Annotated in this window: 21 protein-coding genes; 9 read left to right on the forward strand and 12 right to left on the reverse strand. The window is 65.7% G+C overall.

All coding sequences use genetic code 11. The features are described 5' to 3' along the window. The first annotated feature begins 69 nt into the window (after positions 1 to 69). Both ML401_RS01735 and ML401_RS01740 read left to right on the forward strand, forming a co-directional pair. Positions 70 to 351, forward strand: a complete 282-nt coding sequence (locus ML401_RS01735; RefSeq protein ID WP_194408127.1) for a hypothetical protein — start codon at positions 70 to 72, stop codon at positions 349 to 351. 35 nt (positions 352 to 386) lie between these two features. Then, entirely contained in the window at positions 387 to 644 is a 258-nt protein-coding gene (locus ML401_RS01740; protein ID WP_211415100.1) for a hypothetical protein, read from the forward strand. A 4-nt stretch (positions 645 to 648) separates the two neighbouring features. Here the strand turns inward: ML401_RS01740 and ML401_RS01745 are convergent, their stop codons facing one another. Continuing rightward, positions 649 to 948 carry a DUF1330 domain-containing protein gene (locus tag ML401_RS01745; RefSeq protein WP_211415099.1) on the reverse strand — a complete coding sequence of 100 codons (300 nt, stop codon included), beginning with the start codon at positions 946 to 948 and terminating at the stop codon, positions 649 to 651. A gap of 179 nt (positions 949 to 1127) precedes the next feature. Between ML401_RS01745 and ML401_RS01750 the strand changes: the two genes are divergently transcribed. Next, the gene (locus ML401_RS01750) at positions 1128 to 1676 is read left to right on the forward strand and encodes a hypothetical protein (RefSeq protein ID WP_285809357.1); all 549 of its coding nucleotides are present in this window, start codon (positions 1128 to 1130) and stop codon (positions 1674 to 1676) included. A gap of 77 nt (positions 1677 to 1753) precedes the next feature. On the opposite strand, the gene ML401_RS01755 is transcribed toward ML401_RS01750, so the two are convergent. The 7 genes from ML401_RS01755 to ffh form a co-directional block, all read right to left on the reverse strand. After that, positions 1754 to 1963, reverse strand: coding sequence for a hypothetical protein (locus tag ML401_RS01755; RefSeq protein ID WP_194405409.1), 210 nt, complete (start codon positions 1961 to 1963; stop codon positions 1754 to 1756). 94 nt (positions 1964 to 2057) lie between these two features. Further along, positions 2058 to 3464 carry a 3-isopropylmalate dehydratase large subunit gene (gene leuC / locus ML401_RS01760; protein ID WP_194405410.1) on the reverse strand — a complete coding sequence of 469 codons (1407 nt, stop codon included), beginning with the start codon at positions 3462 to 3464 and terminating at the stop codon, positions 2058 to 2060. Between the two features lie 324 nt (positions 3465 to 3788). Beyond that, a complete protein-coding gene (gene rplS, locus ML401_RS01765) occupies positions 3789 to 4172 on the reverse strand; it encodes a 50S ribosomal protein L19 (protein ID WP_028133304.1) in 384 nt (127 codons plus the stop codon). Positions 4173 to 4282: 110 nt separating this feature from the next. After that, positions 4283 to 5038 carry a tRNA (guanosine(37)-N1)-methyltransferase TrmD gene (trmD, locus tag ML401_RS01770; protein WP_285809358.1) on the reverse strand — a complete coding sequence of 252 codons (756 nt, stop codon included), beginning with the start codon at positions 5036 to 5038 and terminating at the stop codon, positions 4283 to 4285. Positions 5039 to 5157: 119 nt separating this feature from the next. After that, positions 5158 to 5718 (reverse strand): ribosome maturation factor RimM, encoded by a 561-nt coding sequence (rimM, locus tag ML401_RS01775; protein WP_285809359.1) that lies wholly within the window; start codon positions 5716 to 5718, stop codon positions 5158 to 5160. Between the two features lie 9 nt (positions 5719 to 5727). Beyond that, positions 5728 to 6060, reverse strand: a complete 333-nt coding sequence (gene rpsP / locus ML401_RS01780; RefSeq protein WP_014438992.1) for a 30S ribosomal protein S16 — start codon at positions 6058 to 6060, stop codon at positions 5728 to 5730. An 85-nt stretch (positions 6061 to 6145) separates the two neighbouring features. Further along, positions 6146 to 7693, reverse strand: coding sequence for a signal recognition particle protein (gene ffh / locus ML401_RS01785; protein ID WP_014490648.1), 1548 nt, complete (start codon positions 7691 to 7693; stop codon positions 6146 to 6148). 339 nt (positions 7694 to 8032) lie between these two features. Between ffh and ML401_RS01790 the strand changes: the two genes are divergently transcribed. Then, positions 8033 to 9097: an MBL fold metallo-hydrolase gene (locus ML401_RS01790; protein ID WP_212068939.1), complete on the forward strand. Its 1065-nt coding sequence runs from the start codon at positions 8033 to 8035 to the stop codon at positions 9095 to 9097. Positions 9098 to 9264: 167 nt separating this feature from the next. Continuing rightward, positions 9265 to 9675, forward strand: coding sequence for a hypothetical protein (locus ML401_RS01795; protein ID WP_285809363.1), 411 nt, complete (start codon positions 9265 to 9267; stop codon positions 9673 to 9675). 223 nt (positions 9676 to 9898) lie between these two features. Here ML401_RS01795 and ML401_RS01800 read toward each other — a convergent pair whose 3' ends face one another. Then, the gene (locus ML401_RS01800) at positions 9899 to 10615 is read right to left on the reverse strand and encodes an SIMPL domain-containing protein (protein ID WP_285809365.1); all 717 of its coding nucleotides are present in this window, start codon (positions 10613 to 10615) and stop codon (positions 9899 to 9901) included. Between the two features lie 5 nt (positions 10616 to 10620). Beyond that, positions 10621 to 11367 (reverse strand): GyrI-like domain-containing protein, encoded by a 747-nt coding sequence (locus ML401_RS01805; RefSeq protein ID WP_285809367.1) that lies wholly within the window; start codon positions 11365 to 11367, stop codon positions 10621 to 10623. Between the two features lie 276 nt (positions 11368 to 11643). Between ML401_RS01805 and dapF the strand changes: the two genes are divergently transcribed. Together dapF and mtaB are read left to right on the forward strand one after the other, a co-directional pair. Next, positions 11644 to 12519 (forward strand): diaminopimelate epimerase, encoded by an 876-nt coding sequence (gene dapF / locus ML401_RS01810; RefSeq protein WP_285809369.1) that lies wholly within the window; start codon positions 11644 to 11646, stop codon positions 12517 to 12519. Then, positions 12519 to 13772, forward strand: coding sequence for a tRNA (N(6)-L-threonylcarbamoyladenosine(37)-C(2))-methylthiotransferase MtaB (mtaB, locus tag ML401_RS01815; RefSeq protein WP_285809371.1), 1254 nt, complete (start codon positions 12519 to 12521; stop codon positions 13770 to 13772). Before dapF ends, mtaB begins: the two co-directional genes overlap by 1 nt. A gap of 192 nt (positions 13773 to 13964) precedes the next feature. Here mtaB and ML401_RS01820 read toward each other — a convergent pair whose 3' ends face one another. Together ML401_RS01820 and ML401_RS01825 are read right to left on the reverse strand one after the other, a co-directional pair. Next, positions 13965 to 15074 carry a DUF2336 domain-containing protein gene (locus ML401_RS01820; protein WP_211415089.1) on the reverse strand — a complete coding sequence of 370 codons (1110 nt, stop codon included), beginning with the start codon at positions 15072 to 15074 and terminating at the stop codon, positions 13965 to 13967. Between the two features lie 176 nt (positions 15075 to 15250). Continuing rightward, on the reverse strand, positions 15251 to 15952 hold the full coding sequence (locus tag ML401_RS01825; RefSeq protein WP_249132412.1) for an RluA family pseudouridine synthase: 702 nt from the start codon (positions 15950 to 15952) through the stop codon (positions 15251 to 15253). A 60-nt stretch (positions 15953 to 16012) separates the two neighbouring features. Between ML401_RS01825 and ftsY the strand changes: the two genes are divergently transcribed. Then, entirely contained in the window at positions 16013 to 16960 is a 948-nt protein-coding gene (gene ftsY, locus ML401_RS01830) for a signal recognition particle-docking protein FtsY (RefSeq protein ID WP_285809374.1), read from the forward strand. Positions 16961 to 16962: 2 nt separating this feature from the next. Continuing rightward, positions 16963 to 17565, forward strand: coding sequence for a septation protein A (locus tag ML401_RS01835; RefSeq protein WP_194405420.1), 603 nt, complete (start codon positions 16963 to 16965; stop codon positions 17563 to 17565). Positions 17566 to 17662: the final 97 nt, after the last annotated feature.

Below are 17662 nucleotides of genomic sequence, written 5' to 3' on the forward strand. Positions count from 1 at the left end.
TGGCCGCTCGACGAGACGTTTCAGGTGGGCGAAAAAATGCGAGCAAAAACAGCGCTGACGCTACTGTGCATGGGGTTGTTTTCGCAATTTTGCGTTGGCGCGGAGGCGCAGACGGCGGCCCCCGGCGTCAGGCTGGCCCAGGCCGCCTCACCGGACGACATCCCGCCGCCGCGCAAACGGCACCCGGCGCGCCTGCGCGTCACGCCCTATTACAGCCCTGACGGCGTCTATCCGCGCTACAATCCCGGTCCCAATGCGGTCCGCGAATGCAACGCGACCTATGTGCAGGAATTCCGGCCGAGCGGCACGGTGATCGTGCCGCGCGTGAGCTGCTACTGGCGCCCGGGTTAGGGCGGCGCGCGGCGTTGGAGCCCGGTGGGGTGATCATGGCGAGATGGTTTGCATGGGCCGTTGCCGTCGCGCTTGCCACCGGCCTGCCTTGCGCGTCAGCGGCGCATCGGGTGGCGATTCCGGAGGCCTCGGCCGGGATCGCGGTCTTCGATATGCGACGGCCCGCGCGAACCTACGTCGTGCCGCCCCTCGTGCGTCGTGATCCCCGCTACTACGCGCGGCCCGCGCACTACCGTCCCTATCCCTACGGCGTGCCTGCACCCTTCGTGTTCGGCTACGGCCCGTTCTGGTGACGCGCTAGCCGGCGGGCGCGAAACCCTTGACGAGCAGCACGGTGGCCTCAGCGCCTGCCTTGCGGTCGCGCGAGATCTCCTCGTAGTCGGGCGAGTTCGAGAAGGCGAGGAAGGCGGCCTCGTCGGGAAACGACATCATGACGAGCTTGTCGTGCGGCCAGGTTCCTTCGAGCACGCGCGGGCGCTCGTCGGCGGCGAGCAGCCGGCCATTGTACTTCCTGAACACATCGAAGAACCGCGCCTGGTAGCGGTCATAGGCCGCGCGGTCCGTCATCTTCAATTGTGCAATCGCGTAGACCGTCATCTCACGACTTCCTCCCATCGCGGCACAGCGCCGCAGCGCGCAGCCAGCTTCGTTCATTCATGGCGCGTTCACATCGCTGTCCGCACTTTAATCCCGGGAGCGACTGCAATTGAACAGGGATGACGCGGGCTAAGGAACGAGCATCGCAACTCCGCTGTCCAGATTCAGGGAGGATTTCCATGCTGAGGATAATGGGTCTCAGGGCAAGCCCGATGCGCCTGCTCGGGATTGCGGCCGCCGCGACGCTGATGCTGTCGGCCGGAACTGCGCGTCGGGCTGAAGCGCTGAACTTGATCAATCCGGCGACGTCACCCGCGACCAAGGCGGCGGGCGACGATCTCGTCACGCAGGTTCGCCATGGCGGCGGCGGACATGGCGGGGGCGGACATTTTCACGGTGGCGGTGGCTTTCGCGGTGGCGGCGGACATATCGGCGGCTTCCGCGGCGGTGGATTCCACGGCGCTCATATCGGCGGCATCCGCGCCGCGCCGGCTTTCCACGGCGGCGGCTATCGCTATGGCGGCGTTCACCGCTATGGCGGATTTCATCGCTACGGAATCTATCGGCCGCACTATGGTCACCGCCACTTCCACCGGCGCTATTATGTCGGCGGCTATTATCCCTACTACCACCATCCGCGCCGCTGCCGGATCATCTGGACCTATTACGGCCCCCGCCGCGTCTGCCGCTGGCATCGCTGGCACCATCCGTACCGCTACTATTGGTGATGTGAGCGAGGTGACGTCAGCTCGAGATTCCGGGTCCGCCTTTCGGGCGCCCCGGAATGACGTCGGGGTTGGACGGCCTACAGCCAATCCTTCAGCTTCCACGACGAAGCCTTCCATCGCATCAAATTCTCGAGCTTCCACTGCCTGAACATCGCGGGCGGCCAGCGGCTGAGCTTCGATGTTTCCTCGACCTCCGGCTTGGCGACGATGCGCAAGGGCGTCGCGCGCCGGCGGTGCTGGCGCGTGGCTTCGCTGATCAGGTCGACATATTCAGGCTTGTTGGCCATGGCGCGCGTCCTCGCGAAAACCTCGCGAGGACGACAGTGTCAGGCGATCGTTTAACGGCGGTTTGCCGCGATCGCTACAATTGCTGGGATCGGCTTAGCGCCAGTCCCTGACGTCGACGAAGTGACCGGCGATCGCCGCCGCCGCCGCCATCGCCGGCGACACCAGATGGGTGCGGCCCTTGAAACCCTGGCGGCCCTCGAAATTGCGGTTCGAGGTCGAGGCGCAGCGCTCTTCCGGGGCCAGCTTGTCGGGGTTCATCGCGAGGCACATCGAGCAGCCCGGCTCGCGCCATTCGAAGCCGGCCTTGATGAAGATCTTGTCGAGACCTTCAGCCTCGGCCTGCTCCTTCACGAGGCCCGAGCCCGGCACGACCATGGCATTGACGTTGGCCGAGACGGTCTTGCCTTCCGCGATCTTGGCGGCGGCGCGCAGATCCTCGATGCGGCCGTTGGTGCAGGAGCCGATGAAGATGCGGTCGACCTTGATGTCGGTGATCTTCGTTCCCGCGGTGAGGCCCATGTATTTCAGCGCGCGATGCTTGGAGATGCGCTTGGCCTCGTCCGCGATCTGATCAGGATCGGGCACGAATCCGGTCACCGAGATCACGTCCTCGGGGCTGGTGCCCCAGGTCACGATCGGCGGCAGCTTGGCCGCGTCGAGGCGCAGCTCGTTGTCGAAATGCGCACCGTCGTCGGAGCGCAGCTTCTCCCAGTAGCGCATGGCCGCATCCCAGTCCGCGCCCTTCGGGGCCTTGGGGCGGCCGCGCAGGAAGTCGAACGCCTTCTGGTCGGGCGCGACGAGGCCGGCGCGGGCGCCGCCTTCGATCGACATGTTGCAGACCGTCATGCGGCCTTCCATCGACAACGCACTGATCGCGTCGCCCGCGTATTCCAGCACATAGCCGGTGCCGCCGGCGGTGCCGATCTCGCCGATGATGGCCAGGATGATGTCCTTGCCCGTCACGCCGTCAGGCAATTTGCCGTCGACGGTGACGCGCATGTTCTTCGCCTTCTTCTGGATCAGCGTCTGCGTCGCCAGAACGTGCTCGACCTCGGAGGTGCCGATGCCGTGCGCGAGCGCGCCGAAGGCGCCATGCGTCGAGGTGTGGCTGTCACCGCAGACGATGGTGGTGCCGGGCAGCGTAAAGCCCTGCTCGGGGCCGATGACGTGGACGACGCCCTGGCGCTTGTCGAACTCGTTGTAATATTCGATGCCGAATTCCTTGGCGTTCTCGGCCAGCGCCTTGATCTGCTCGATGCTCTCCGGATCGGGATTCGGCTTGGTGCGATCGGTGGTCGGCACGTTGTGGTCGACGACGGCGAGCGTCTTCTCCGGCGCGTGAACCTTGCGCCCCGTCGCACGCAGGCCTTCGAACGCCTGGGGCGAGGTCACCTCGTGCACCAGGTGGCGGTCGATGTAGAGCAGGCAGGTGCCGTCGTCGGCTTCGTGCACCAGATGGTCGTTCCAGATCTTGTCGTACAATGTGGTGGGCTTGGACATGAGCTTAAGCTCCGAAGAATGTGTGAAGCGGGTAAGCGCGCATCGCGCGGGCAACAAAATCGTCAGCGCAGCCTGTTAGGCTGCGGGACTAAGCTCTGACGTTGCCGAGGTCGCGAAGCGGCCGAAGAACCGGCCAGGCAGCCGCGAGCGATCGTCGATGACGATGCGCTGGACGGGGGCGAGGCTGGTCGGATCTGGAAACATTCCAGGAATATATAGCAGGCCGAACTGGAATCGCGAGTGGTTTGAAGCGCACGGCTGACGCAACAAAAAAGCGCGGAGCCGAGCCCCGCGCTTTCGAAAACGTGCCTGGAGAAGCGAGGCTTACTCGTTGACGGCAGCCTTGGCGTGCTCGGTCTTCTCGACGATGCGGGCCGACTTGCCGCGCAGGTTGCGGAGATAATAGAGCTTGGCGCGACGCACCTTGCCGCGGCGCACCACCTTGATCGAGTCGATCATCGGCGACATCACCGGGAACACGCGCTCCACGCCTTCGCCGTAGGAGATCTTGCGCACGGTGAAGCTCTCGTTGAGGCCACCGCCGGAACGGCCGATGCAGACGCCTTCATAGGCCTGCACGCGGGTGCGGTCGCCTTCGACGACCTTCACGTTGACGATCACGGTGTCGCCGGGACCGAATTCCGGAATGTCCTTGCCGGCGGACAGCTTGTCGAATTGCTCTTGCTCGAGCTGCTTGATCAGGTTCATGGGTAAATCTCCATCGGCGCGCCCAGCCCTGGAAACGGGGGGCTGCGCAAAATTCGTCTATCCAGCCATTGCGGATTTGGCCGCTGCTATAAGGCAAGCCGGAGCGTTTGTCACCCGTCTGTCTTGTTTTTTGGCGTTTTTTGGCGACGGGCCCGATTCGCCGGCTTGGGCGGGATCCGGGCCCATAAATCGGGCCGCCGGGCCTCGGTGAGGGCCTCGGATCGCGCCCGCCGCCAGGCCGCCACCTTGGAATGGTCCCCGGAGGTCAGGATCTCAGGGATCGGGACCCCCTCGAACAGCTGCGGGCGGGTGTATTGGGGGTATTCCAGCAGGCCATCGGAGAAGCTTTCCTCGGTTCCCGAGGCCTCCTTGCCCATCACCCCCGGCAGCAGCCGCACGCAGGCGTCGATCAGGGCTAAGGCTGCGATTTCGCCCCCCGAGAGCACGTAATCCCCGATCGAGACCTCCTCCAGGCCCCGCTTGTCGATCACCCGCTGGTCGATCCCCTCAAACCGTCCGCAGACGATCAGGGGACCGGGGCCCCGGGCAAGCTCCGTCACCCGGGCCTGGGTCAATGGCCGACCGCGTGGGCTCATCAGCAGGCGCGGCCGTGCCGGTGCGATCTCGGCGGCGTCGATCGCAGCCGCCAGCACATCCGCCCGCAGCACCATGCCCGGTCCGCCGCCGGCGGGGGTGTCGTCGACGCTGCGGTGGCGGTCAGTGGCGGAGGCCCTGATGTCCCGCGCCTCGATCTGCCAGAGTCCCGCGGCCAGCGCCCGCCCGGCAAGGCTCACGCCGAGCGGTCCCGGAAACATCTCCGGAAACAGCGTCAGCACCGTCGCGCGCCAGGGGAAGGGATTGGTCATCGGATCTCGGTTCTCGTCGTCCCGGGGCGCGCGCAGCGCGAGCCCGGGACCCATGACCACCGCACGTCATTTTGCGATGATCGGAGCTATCAGCTTAGCCAAAAAACCACGGCCTGTGGTTATGGGTCCCCGCGTTCGCGGGGACGACTCGGGGCGGGATCGTTGTCGTCGTCCCGATCGCCCTCGATCTCCTGCGGCAGCGCGATCACCACGCGCCCGGCTTTGAGGTCGACCTCCGGCACCACCGCATTCGAGAACGGCAGCAGCATCGTCGGTCCCTTCGGCGGCGCGATTTCGATGATGTCGCCGGCGCCGAAATTATGGATCGCGAGCACGCGGCCGAGCGCATCGCCGCCCGTGGTGACGGCGGCGAGCCCGATCAGATCGGTGTGGTAATATTCGTCCTCGTCCGTCGCGGGCAGTTTTTCGCGCGCGACGTAGAGCTCGATGCCGTTGAGGCGCTCGGCCTCATCGCGGGTCGTGACGCCCTTGAACGTCGCGACCAGATGATCTTTGGCCTCGCGCGCCTGCGCGACTTCGAACTGGCGCCTGCCATCCTTGGACAGCAGGGGCCCGTAGCGGCGGACGGCAAACGGATCTTCCGTAAAAGTCCAAAGCTTGACCGCACCGCGCACACCATGCGCGGCGCCGATCCGCGCGACGCAGACCAGCGCCGACATGGTCTAGCCTTAGCCCTTGGCGGCGGCTTCGGCCTGCGCCTTGCGCTCCTTGCGCGGCACGGCCTTCTCGGGGTTGTTGCGCGCTTCGCGCTTCTTGACGCCGGCGGCATCGAGGAAGCGGGACACGCGGTCCGACGGCTGCGCGCCCTTGGCGAGCCAGGCCTTCACCTTGTCCATGTCGAGCTTCAGGCGGGTCTCGTTGTCCTTCGGCAGCAGCGGGTTGAAATAGCCAAGACGCTCGATGAAGCGGCCGTCGCGCGGAAAGCGCGAATCGGCGACGACGACGTGATAGACGGGACGCTTCTTGGTGCCTGCGCGGGCGAGGCGGATAACGACGGACATCTAGTTCTCCTTCAAAATACGGTTTGTTCGGTTGATCGGTATTTGCGCGCCGCGCGAGACCGTGCGGTCCCTCGCGACGAATTCCTCATTTCTTCTTGCCGGGGAAACCGCCGAGGCCCGGCAGCGTCGGCTTGCCGCTGAGGCCCGTTAGCCCCGGCAAATTCGGCAGGCCCGAGCGAAGACCGGGCGGCAGATCCTTCGGCAGGCTGGGCAGACCCTGGCCGCCGCCGCTCTGCATCTTTTCCTGCATCGCCTTCATCTCTTCGGGCGAGGGCATCTTCATGCCGCCGCCAAAGCCCATCGCCTGCGCGATGCCGGCGAGCGGGCCGCGCTTGCCCGAGCCCATGGCCTTCATCACGTCGGCCATGTTCCGGTGCATCTTGAGCAGCTTGTTGACCTGCTCGACGCTTTGGCCGGAGCCGGCGGCGATGCGCTTCTTGCGGCTGGCCTTGAGCAGGTCGGGATGACGGCGCTCGTCGCGCGTCATGGAATCGATCACCGCCACCTGGCGCTTCAGAATCTTGTCGTCGATGCCGGCGGCCGCGATCTGGTTCTTCATCTTGGCGATGCCGGGCATCATGCCCATCAGGCCGCTGATGCCGCCCATGTTCGCCATCTGCAACAGCTGCTCGCGCATGTCGTTGAGGTCGAACTGGCCCTTGCGCATCCGCTCGGCGGTGCGCGCGGCCTTCTCGGCGTCGATATTGGCGGCGGCGCGTTCGACCAGCGAGACCACGTCGCCCATGCCGAGGATGCGGCCGGCGATACGGTCGGGGTGGAAATCTTCCAGCGCGTCGGTCTTTTCGCCGGTGCCGATCAGCTTGATCGGCTTGCCGGTGACGGCACGCATCGACAGCGCGGCACCGCCGCGGCCGTCGCCGTCCACGCGCGTCAGCACGATGCCGGTGAGGCCGACGCGCTGATCGAAGGCGCGTGCGAGGTTCACGGCGTCCTGGCCGGTGAGGCTGTCCGCGACCAGCAGCACTTCGTGCGGATTGGCGGCGGCTTTGATCGCCGCCGCTTCCGCCATCATATCTTCGTCGAGCGTGGTGCGGCCGGCGGTGTCGAGCAGCACGATGTCGTAGCCGCCGAGCTTGCCGGCCTCCAGCGCGCGCTTGGCAATTTGCGGCGGCTGCTGTCCCGCCACGATCGGCAGGGTCGGAATGTCGAGATCGCGGCCGAGCACGGCCAGCTGCTCCATCGCCGCCGGACGATAGACGTCGAGCGAAGCCATCAGCACCTTGCGCTTGTCGCGCTGGACCAGGCGGCGGGCGAGCTTTGCGGTGGTGGTCGTCTTGCCCGAGCCCTGCAGGCCGACCATCATGATCGGCACCGGCGGCACGGAATTGACGTCGATGGTCTGGCTTTCGGCGCCGAGCGTGTTGATCAGCTCGTCATGGACGATCTTGACCACCATCTGGCCGGGGGTCACCGACTTGACGACGGTGGCGCCGATCGCCTGCTCGCGGACGCGCTCGGTGAAGCTGCGGACCACCTCGAGCGCAACGTCGGCCTCCAGCAGCGCGCGGCGCACCTCGCGCATCGCGGCGTCGACGTCCTTTTCGGTCAGCGCACCGCGCCCCGTCAGACGATCGAGAATTCCGCCAAGCCGTTCCGACAGATTGTCGAACAATGAAGTTGTCCTGTTGCTGTCCCCCGCCTTCGCGGGGGATGACCACTTCCTTGGCCAAACGATCTTCCAAACACCTTTGCGCCCGAGGGCGCACAGCGCTGTCGGGCGTTGACCTCCGGCCCCAAGGGCCGGTCGGCGGGTCGAAAAGAAAGCCTTTCCGAGAAAGTGGCGGGGTTAAACGCCGCTCTCGCCCAAAAGTCAAGGAAAGTTAGGGTGCCGGGGCGCCGCGGCCAGGCCAAGGTCCTGAAAAGAGAGCAATTTTGGCGGCCGGTTCCTTTTCGCGGGGGTCCGCCCATATAGAGGCGATGACCCGCCTCCGTTACCACCCTTGAAGTTCCCATGCCGATCACCCGCCGCCGCCTGTTCGGACTGCTTGCCGGGGCCGGCGCGGTGGTCGGCGTGCCCTCGCTCTGGATGTCCTACATGAAAACCTATGACGGCCCGGTCTCCGATCATTTCGACGGCCTGACCTTCTTCGATCCGGACGGCGCACCGCCAAAGTCGCTGCGCGAGGTGCTGCGCTGGCAGCTCGGCGGCAAGCGGAATCGCGCCGAATGGCCCGACTGGGCGCCCAGCCCCCATGCCGACACGCCGCCGGCGCGGGTCGACGGCGATCGGTTGCGGCTCTCCTTCGTCGGCCATGCCAGCTGGCTGGTCCAGACCGGCGGCCTCAACATCCTCATTGACCCGGTCTGGTCGGAGCGGGTCTCGCCGGTCAGCTTCGCCGGACCGAAGCGGCACAACGATCCCGGCATCGCGTTCGAGAAGCTGCCGAAGATCGACGTCGTGCTGGTCTCGCATGGCCATTACGACCATCTCGACATCGCGACGCTGTCACGGCTCACCAAGAATTTTGCCCCGCGCGTGGTCACCCCGCTTGGCAACGACGTGACGATGCGCAGCTGGGATTCCACGATCAAGGTGGAAGCCTTCGACTGGCACGACCGCGTCGAGCTCGGCGGCGGCATCGCCGTGCATCTGGTGCCGACGCGGCACTGGAGCGCGCGCGGCATGTTCGATCGCAACAAGGCGCTGTGGGCGAGCTTTGTCCTGGAGACGCCGGCCGGGAAGATCTATGTGGTCTGCGATTCCGGTTACGGCGATGGCCGGCATTTCCGCCGCGTCGCCGAGAAGCACGGCAGGCTGCGCCTCGCCATCCTTCCCATCGGCGCCTACGAGCCGCGCTGGTTCATGCGCGACCAGCACATGAATCCGGAAGACGCCGTGAAGGCGCTGGCCGATTGCGGCGCCGAGGCCGCGCTCGGGCACCATCACGGCACGTTCCAGCTGACGGATGAAGCGATCGACGCACCGGCGAAGGCCCTGGTGGAAGCGCTGGATGCCGCGAAGATTCCGCAGGAGCGGTTCGTGGCGATGAAGCCGGGGCAGGTGGTGGAGATCTAGGTCGTGTACCCATAAGCCCGGCGGCGGGATGCGACGAAAGCAATGTCCGCTTTGCTCGCATAGCGACAAGCTCATGCGGCTCTGCGCCATTGAACCAGAAAGCCCATGACGCAACCAAACACCATGGATTCGGTCGGAAGACCTTGATTGATGGATGGAGCCGGCCTGTGGGATTTTTGCTGAGAATTGTGCTTGCAGCCGCTATCGTGAGCCTTGCTCCTGCCGTCGTCCAGGCGAAGAACGCCGTCGCTTCTCCTGCCTTGCAGAAGGAATTCGATGGCTTCATCGAGAAGTTTCGCGCAGCGCTGAAAGCAAACGATTCCGCCGCCGTCGCCGCTATGACACGATTGCCGTTCATGAACGACAACGCCATTCGCGACGCCGCGCAATTTGGCGCCAAGACCTATCGGACCTCGTTCACGGCGAAAAATCGCGGGTGTATCCAGCGCGGCAAGGCCGTCTACGATCGCGATGACTACAAGAACGACAGTTACTTCGTCTTCTGCGGCGAGCTCATCTTCGTCTTTACCAAGACGCCGACGGGGTTCCTTTTTACTGATATCAGCGCGAATGATTGATCAGGCAGGTGGTGGAGATTTAGCTCGCTGCCTCCAAACATTGAGCTGTCGTCCCGGACAAGCGAAGCGCAGATCCGGGACCCATAACCACAGAGGATGTGTGGCGAAGTTTCGGAATTACCTGCGTCGCGTCATAACCACTCCCTGTGGTCATGGGTCCCCGCGTTCGCGGGGACGACACCGTTGATGTCGCGGCGATGTGTCACCTATTAGATGACGAGAGCTATTGCTCTTTCGCCTTGATCGCCCAGCTCACATTCACCGTCACCGACAGCGTCTCCTCGCCCGGCGCGACGGCGGCGCCTGCGGCCAGGGGAGCTGCGGCCATGCGGCCCTTGAACAGCGGCACAGGCGCGCCGCCCTCGGACACGCTGAGCGGTGCGCCCAGCGTCACTCCGGTTGCCTTGGCGTAGATCTCGGCCTTGCGGCGGGCGTCCGCCACCGCCTGCTCGCGCGCGTCGTCGAGCAGTTTCGAAGCCTGCGTCACCTCGAAGGAGATGTTGCCGATGTCGTTGGCGCCGGCGGCGACCAGCGTGTCGATGATGCCGGCGACCTTGGTCACGTCGCGGATCTTCACTGTGACGCGATTGCTGGCGCGGAAGCCGACCACCGGGGATGCGCCGGTGGATTTGTTCTGGCCGTATTGCGGCTGCAGCGACAGGCGCGAGGTCTGGTAATCCTTCTCGGCGATGCCGGCGCCCTTCAGCGCCAGCAGCACCTTGCCCATCGCGGCGTTGTTGGCGTCGGAGGCTTCCTTCGCCGACTTGGCGTCGTTGGCGACCCCGGCGTCGATCTGCGCGAGATCCGGCGCCGCGGACACGCTGGCTTCGCCGCTCACCGAAATGGCGGAGACGACATCGTCGGCGAGTGCGGACGTTGCCGGCAGGGCGACGGCAAGAACGGCGGCGAGGGAGGCAGCAAGGATGGCAGGCTTCTTCATGTCTCTCATTTCAGCGGCACGAAAACGTTGATCACGAGCTTGTCTTCAGCGGTCTTCAGGGGATCGGTCAGGTATTCCTCGATGAAGGTGTCCTTGGCTTCCAGCCTCTTGTCGTCGAGGTGATTGGTGATCGCCTCGTAGGTGTTGTCCATGTTGTCGTAGGAGCCGCGGTGGACGAATTTCAGCACCTTGCCCTCCGGCGATTTGCCGACGCTCATGTCCTTGGGCAAATTCTTGGGATCCTGCTCGACCGGGATCTCGGCCAGGAAGGTGAAGCCGGTATCGTCGGTCGAGGTGTAGACGATCATCGCGTTGCCGGCGTGCTTGATGCCCTGCTTGTCCAGGAGCGTGTTCAGCGCCTTGAAGGCGTCGATCAGCGTGTCGAAGGCCGAGTCCCAGTTCGCGGTGCCCTTGACCATCACGACCTTCTTGGCCTCGAGCGTGGTCTCGAGGCCGAACGGATCGGCGGTCTGCACCGGGGCGGGGGTTGCGGCGGCCGCCGGTGGCGGGGCCGTCGGGCTCGGTGAGGCGCTGGCTGCGGGCGAGGGCGACGCCGTCGGGCTCGGCGAAGCGCTGGCCGCAGGCGACGGCGCGGGGGAGGCCGATGGGGCCGGCGAGGGACTTGCCGAGGCGGCCGGCGCCGGGCTTGGCGTTGCCGGGCTCGGCGTCTGCGCCAGAACCTCAGGCAGGCCAAGCGACAAGGCCGCGACCGGGATCAGCGCGGCCAGAGCGAGACGACGAAACCTGAACATTTTATTCTCCCCAAGGCCTCGACTACTAAGGCCTCAACTGCCAAGGCCTTAACCACCAAGGCCTAAATCCGTCTTTGCGCCCGACCGCGCCCGGTTCGCGCGAACGCGCCGTTCTAACACGCGGGCGCCAAATTCGTCCCATGACAGATGCGTCATGGCAGATCTCCCGGCAGGTCTCTTGGCGGATCTCTTGCCAGACCTCTGGCGACCGCCGGCAAAACACTGGCCAAGCCGGCAAGGATCGCCATATAAGACAGGCGAAATTCGGGAATTTTCATGAGCGCGCTGGCCAATCACGCATTTGCCAAGATGAACGGCATCGGCAACGAGATCGTCGTTGTCGACATGCGCGATTCCGCAGGCCGGGTGACGCCCGACGACGCCCGCGCGGTGGCCTCCGCGAATGGCGGCGTGGCCTATGACCAACTCATGGTGCTGCAGAAGCCGCGGCTCGACGGCACCGAGGCCTTCATCAGCATCTACAACAATGACGGCTCGGAAGCCGGCGCCTGCGGCAACGGCATGCGCTGCGTGGTGCGGCGCATCTTCGAGAAGAACGGGCAGACCAATGCGACGTTCGAGACCGCGGCCGGCTTGCTCAATGCCTGGCAGGGTCCGGCGCCCGATCTCTACACCGTCGACATGGGCTTGCCGAAGTTCGGCTGGCAGGACATCCCGCTGGCGGAAGAGTTCCGCGACACCCGGTACATCGAATTGCAGATCGGGCCGATCGACAATCCGATCCTGCATTCGCCCTCCGTGGTGAGCATGGGCAATCCGCACGCGATCTTCTGGGTCGACGATGTCAACGCCTACGATCTCGGCCGCTTCGGTCCGCTGCTGGAAAACCACCCGATCTTCCCGGAGCGCGCCAACATCACGCTCGCTCATATCGTCGATCCCGAGCACATCACGATCCGCACCTGGGAGCGCGGTGCCGGCCTGACCAGGGCGTGCGGCTCGGCGGCTTGCGCCACGGCGGTCGCCGCGGCCCGCCTGAAGCGGGCCGAGCGCAATGTCGAGATCACGCTGCCCGGCGGCAAGCTAGGCATCGAATGGCGCGAGCGCGACGACCACGTGCTGATGACGGGCACGGCGACCTTCGAATATGAGGGCCGATTCGATCCGGCGCTGTTTGCGCCGGCCGCCTGATGGCCGTCGACATCGTCACGTTCGGCTGCCGCCTCAACGCCTTCGAGGCCGAGGTGATCCGCCGCGAAGCCGAAGCTGCGGGGCTCGAAGATACCATCGTCATCAACAGCTGCGCCGTCACCAACGAGGCGGTGGCGCAGGCGCGGCAATCGATCCGCAAATTGAAGCGTGAGCGCCCCTCGGCGCGAATCGTCGTCACCGGCTGCGCGGCGCAGACGCAAAGCGGCATGTTCGCTGACATGGCCGAGGTCGATCGCATCGTCGGCAATGACGACAAGATGCGCAGCAAAGCGTGGCACGAGACCCGCAGCGCCTTTGACCTTGGCGCCAGCGAAAAAATCGCCGTCAGCGACATCATGGCCGTGAAGGAGATGGCGCCGCATCTCATCGACGGCTATGCGAGCGGCCTGCCGCGCGTGTTCGTGCAGGTGCAGAACGGCTGCGATCATCGCTGCACCTTCTGCATCATTCCTTATGGCCGCGGCAATTCACGCTCGGTGCCGATGGGCGCGGTGGTCGAGCAAGTGCGCAATCTCGTCGAGCGCGGCCATGCCGAGATCGTGTTGACCGGTGTCGACCTCACCAGCTACGGCGCTGATCTGCCCGGGGCGCCCAGGCTCGGCATGCTGACGAAGCAGATCTTGCGGCATGTGCCGGAGCTGAAGCGCCTGCGCATCTCCTCGATCGATTCGATCGAGGCGGATGCCGATCTGCTCGATGCCATCGCCGATGATGCGCGGCTGATGCCCCATCTGCACCTGTCGCTGCAATCCGGCGACGACATGATCCTGAAACGCATGAAACGGCGGCATTCGCGACAGGATGCGATCGCATTCTGCGACCAGGTCCGCCGCCTGCGCCCCGACGTCGTCTTCGGTGCCGACATCATCGCGGGCTTCCCGACCGAGACGGACGAGATGTTTTTGCGATCGCTCGACCTCGTCGAGGCGTGCGGGCTGACATTCCTGCATGTCTTCCCCTATTCGCCACGCCCCGGCACGCCGGCTGCAAGGATGCCCCAGGTTGCGGGCGGTGCGATCAAAGAGCGTGCGCGACGGCTGCGTGCGGCAGGCGAGGCGGCGCTGCGGCGAAGGCTGCAAGCGGAGATCGGCGCGACGCGTGATGTGCTGATCGAGAGCGAGGGACAGGGGCGCACCGAGCACTATTTGCCGGTGGCGATTGCGGGCGAGCGTGTGGGCAGCGTCGTGCCGCTCGTGATTGCCGGCAGCGATGGCGAGCGGCTGACGGTGTGACTGCTCCCTTCTCCCCATGCGGGAGAAGGTGGCGCGAAGCGCCGGATGAGGGGTTGCTTCAGCGAATTCCTGCGCGAGAGGTCACCCGCTGATGGAAACCCCTCAGCCGTCTCGCCGCTATCGCGGCGAGCCACCTCTCCCACAAGGGGAGAGGGAAGAAACGCGAAGCGCCGCATTCACGTCAAACGGAAGCTACGACGCCCGCACCTGCCAGAACCGCAGCGTCCGCTTTGCATTCTCCTGCGTCATCCGCGCGTAGTGTCCCTGCGCCCGCGCGAGGTCCGCCGGCTTCATCGCGCCGGTCGCAAAACGGCATTCGAGCACGGCGGTGGTGGTTTCCCAGCTCAGCTGGGCGGCCTTGCACGGCACCAGGAGGCCGTCGTCGCGCAGGCTCTGCATCAGCGGACGAATGACTTCGACGGTCGATCCGGACAGCGCCGCCAGGGCGGCTGCGGTCTCTTCATAGCGCCGCTGCCTGGCGAAGCCGAGCAACGTGGCCTCATTGAGCTGGCCGGTGGCCTTGAGCATCGCAATCGCGCGTTTGGCGCCCTCGAAATCACGGACACCGGACATCTCGCGCTCGACGCCGACGGCGATGGCCGCGATCGCGCTCTGGATCTCCTCGAACAGATGGGGCGGCGCGCGCGACAACAGGCGGGCGCGCACGGCATCGGTCGCCGAGCGCAGCAATCCGCGGCGCAGCTCCGACGGCAGGTCGACGCGGACGCCGACGCTGACGGCAAGCTCGGGATCCGCCTCGGCCTGTCCGACCAGAAGCGCGAATCCATGTCCGGAGACGCGCGCGCCGGGATTGGCGGCGAGCCTGCGGCTGACGCTCGGATAGCGGCGCGCCAGCAGTGCGTCGGTGACGATCTCCTTCAGCCACCAGCGGCCGGCGATCGCGAGCAGATGCGGCTCGCCCTTGGCCGAGGCGATCTTCACCAGCTCGCCGTCGTCGAGGCGGGCGGATTCCTGCAGCACGGGACCGGCGATGCGGATCTCGTCATTGCTGGCGAGGCGGCGAATCACGGAGGGCGGCGCTTGAGTTACCGGCGCCAGTTGCGCGCTGATCTCGGCGAGCGCGATGCGAGCGCCCATGTCGGCAATCGCGCGCAGTTCGATGGTGCCGATCAGGCGATCGAGCACCTCGTCGAACAGCGCGATCTGCTCGTCGTCGAAACTGCCGGCGGAGGAGAGGAATAGGTCGGTGACGCGTCGGGCTGTCGCAAGGCCCTTTTCCGGCGAGCCCGCGCGAATTGCGGATTCGACCTCGTCGATGATCGATAGCCCGGCCGTGGACATGACGCGTTGCTCGTCCTGAGCGGTTACAGAAGCTTGTTCTAAGCAACCGTCATCATGAGGGACGAGGACTGAAGGTTTCGTAAACCATGGGCGGGAGCGGCGAGCGTCCGCAAGATGCAGCCGCGGCGTCGGTGCGCTCCCTCCCCCGCTTGCGGGAGAGGTGCACCTTGCGGCGCCTATTCCCCATTCCAGCCGCAGGCCCTGAGCTTCTCGTGCATATGCGGCGGCGCCGGCGCCACGACGCGGACCGGCTCCTTGTTCCGGGAGATCGGCACCACGATCTCGCGGGAATGCAAATGCAGCTTCGGCTCGCCGAAGCGCGGGCCGTTGCCGTAAATGTTATCGCCGAAGATCGGCCAGCCGGTCGCGGACGAATGTACCCGCAATTGATGGGTCCGCCCCGTGACCGGTTCCATGGCGAGCCAGGTGAAACCGTCGCCGCGGCCCATCACCTTCCAGTTCGTGATCGCCTTTTGCCCTTCCGGGTCCGGCTTCTGCCACCAGCCGCGCTCGGCATTGAGCCGGCCGAGCGGCATGTCGATGGTTCCTTCGTCTTCGGTGGGGCCGCCCTCGACCACGGTCCAGTAGGTCTTGCCGATCTTGCCGTGCTTGAAGAGCAGGCCGAGCGAGGCGGTCGCCTTGCGATGGCGGCCGAGCACGAGGCAGCCGGAGGTGTCCTTGTCCAGCCTATGGGCCAGCACCGGCGGCCGCGGCAGGCCGAAACGCAGCGCGTCGAAGGAATCCTCCAGATTGGCGCCGCCCTTGGGGCCGCGATGCACGGGAAGGCCGGCCGGCTTGTCGATGATCAGCATCAGGCCGTCGCGATGGAGCACGCGGGCCATGATCTCGTCGGCGGACAATTGGGGAACATCGAGCAATTGCAGGACTTTCGGTCAAGTCTTTCGTTTGGAAGCCGGAACGGCTAACACACCGCCACCATGAACGATACCACGTCAGATCCCCCCAAGCTGAGCTGGTGGCGCCGCCTGTCCAACGGGCTGAAGCGCACCTCGTCCTCGCTCGGGACCGCGGTCGCCGACCTCGTCACCAAACGCAAGCTGGACCGCGCCATGCTCGACGACATCGAGGACGTGCTGCTGCGCGCCGACCTCGGCACGTCAGTCGCGGTGCGGATCGCGGACGCCGTCGGCACCGGTCGCTACGACAAGGCGATCTCGGCCGACGAGGTCAAGGACGTCGTCGCGACCGAGGTCGAGAAGGTGCTGTCGCCGGTGGCAAAGCCGCTCGTGATCGACGCGGGGAAGAAGCCGTTCGTCATCCTCGTGGTCGGCGTCAACGGCTCCGGCAAGACCACCACGATCGGAAAGCTCTCGCAGAAATTCGCCTCCGAAGGCCGCAAGGTGATGCTGGCCGCCGGCGACACGTTTCGCGCGGCAGCGATCGAGCAGCTCAAGGTGTGGGGCGAGCGGACGAAGACGCCCGTCATCGCGGGGGCGCAAGGCTCGGATTCGGCGAGCCTCGCCTTCAACGCGCTCACCGCGGCGAAGGAGCAGGGCATCGACGTGCTCCTGATCGACACCGCCGGGCGTCTGCAAAACAAGGCCGAGCTGATGAACGAGCTCGAAAAGGTCGTGCGCGTCATCCGCAAGGTGGACGACACTGCGCCGCATGCCGTCCTGCTGGTGCTTGATGCTACCGTCGGCCAGAACGCGCTGTCGCAGGTCGAGGCGTTCCATCGCACCGCCGGGGTCACCGGCCTCGTGATGACCAAGCTCGACGGCACCGCGCGCGGCGGCATCCTGGTGGCGCTCGCGGAGAAATTCAAACTGCCGGTGCACTTCATCGGCGTCGGCGAAGGCGTCGACGATCTCGCGCCGTTCACCGCGCGCGACTTCGCCCGCGCCATCGCCGGAATCGAAAGCTAGAGATGGACAAGACCCAGCCGCATCCGCTGTTCAAGCTGGCGACCGAGCTCGGTCCGCTGCTCGTGTTCTTCTTCGTCAATGCGAAGTTCAATCTGTTCGCGGCGACCGGCGCCTTCATGGTCGCGATCGTGGCGGCGATGGCGGCGTCCTATGTGGTGACGCGCCATATCCCGATCATGGCGATCGTCACCGGCGTGATCGTGCTGGTGTTCGGCACGCTGACCCTGGTGCTGCACGACGAGACCTTCATCAAGCTCAAGCCGACCATCATCTACGGCCTGTTCGCCGCGATCCTCGGCGGCGGCCTGCTGTTCGGCCGCTCCTTCATCGCCGTGATGTTCGACCAGATGTTCAATCTGACGCCGCAGGGCTGGCGCATCCTGACCCTGCGCTGGGCGCTGTTCTTCGCCGGCATGGCCGTGCTGAACGAGATCATCTGGCGCACGCAAAGCACCGACTTCTGGGTGAACTTCAAGGTGTTCGGGGTCACCCCGCTGACCATGATCTTCGCCGTCGCCCAGATGCCGCTGACCAAGCGCTATCACCTCGAGCCGGTGTCACTGGAGGCCAGCGAGGCCGAAGCGGGGGACGTGAGCAAGGGGTAGCGGCCGGCTCCGGCCGGGGCCTCCACCACCCTCTATTCACGCTGACGTGCACTTCACGCGCGCAACTGACCGGATCGAGCCACGCGTCCGGCGGGTT

The sequence above is a fragment of the Bradyrhizobium sp. 62B genome, assembly GCF_030272265.2.
In the GTDB taxonomy this organism is placed as follows: domain Bacteria; phylum Pseudomonadota; class Alphaproteobacteria; order Rhizobiales; family Xanthobacteraceae; genus Bradyrhizobium.

Bases quoted from the DNA above. Each gene is read 5' to 3' on its own strand.
- ML401_RS01820 (WP_211415089.1), bottom strand. From the start codon at position 15,074: ATGTCCACGGCCGGGCTATCGATCATCGACGAGGTCGAATCCGCAATT.
- rpsP (WP_014438992.1), bottom strand. From the start codon at position 6,060: ATGTCCGTCGTTATCCGCCTCGCCCGCGCAGGCACCAAGAAGCGTCCC.
- ML401_RS01790 (WP_212068939.1), top strand. From the start codon at position 8,033: ATGCCGATCACCCGCCGCCGCCTGTTCGGACTGCTTGCCGGGGCCGGC.
- rimM (WP_285809359.1), bottom strand. From the start codon at position 5,718: ATGTCGGCGCTGGTCTGCGTCGCGCGGATCGGCGCCGCGCATGGTGTG.
- ML401_RS01750 (WP_285809357.1), top strand. From the start codon at position 1,128: ATGCTGAGGATAATGGGTCTCAGGGCAAGCCCGATGCGCCTGCTCGGG.
- ML401_RS01800 (WP_285809365.1), bottom strand. From the start codon at position 10,615: ATGAAGAAGCCTGCCATCCTTGCTGCCTCCCTCGCCGCCGTTCTTGCC.
- leuC (WP_194405410.1), bottom strand. From the start codon at position 3,464: ATGTCCAAGCCCACCACATTGTACGACAAGATCTGGAACGACCATCTG.
- dapF (WP_285809369.1), top strand. From the start codon at position 11,644: ATGAGCGCGCTGGCCAATCACGCATTTGCCAAGATGAACGGCATCGGC.
- trmD (WP_285809358.1), bottom strand. From the start codon at position 5,038: ATGACCAATCCCTTCCCCTGGCGCGCGACGGTGCTGACGCTGTTTCCG.
- ML401_RS01835 (WP_194405420.1), top strand. From the start codon at position 16,963: ATGGACAAGACCCAGCCGCATCCGCTGTTCAAGCTGGCGACCGAGCTC.
- ML401_RS01745 (WP_211415099.1), bottom strand. From the start codon at position 948: ATGACGGTCTACGCGATTGCACAATTGAAGATGACGGACCGCGCGGCC.
- rplS (WP_028133304.1), bottom strand. From the start codon at position 4,172: ATGAACCTGATCAAGCAGCTCGAGCAAGAGCAATTCGACAAGCTGTCC.
- ftsY (WP_285809374.1), top strand. From the start codon at position 16,013: ATGAACGATACCACGTCAGATCCCCCCAAGCTGAGCTGGTGGCGCCGC.
- ML401_RS01740 (WP_211415100.1), top strand. From the start codon at position 387: ATGGCGAGATGGTTTGCATGGGCCGTTGCCGTCGCGCTTGCCACCGGC.
- ML401_RS01755 (WP_194405409.1), bottom strand. From the start codon at position 1,963: ATGGCCAACAAGCCTGAATATGTCGACCTGATCAGCGAAGCCACGCGC.
- ML401_RS01805 (WP_285809367.1), bottom strand. From the start codon at position 11,367: ATGTTCAGGTTTCGTCGTCTCGCTCTGGCCGCGCTGATCCCGGTCGCG.
- ML401_RS01735 (WP_194408127.1), top strand. From the start codon at position 70: ATGGGGTTGTTTTCGCAATTTTGCGTTGGCGCGGAGGCGCAGACGGCG.
- mtaB (WP_285809371.1), top strand. From the start codon at position 12,519: ATGGCCGTCGACATCGTCACGTTCGGCTGCCGCCTCAACGCCTTCGAG.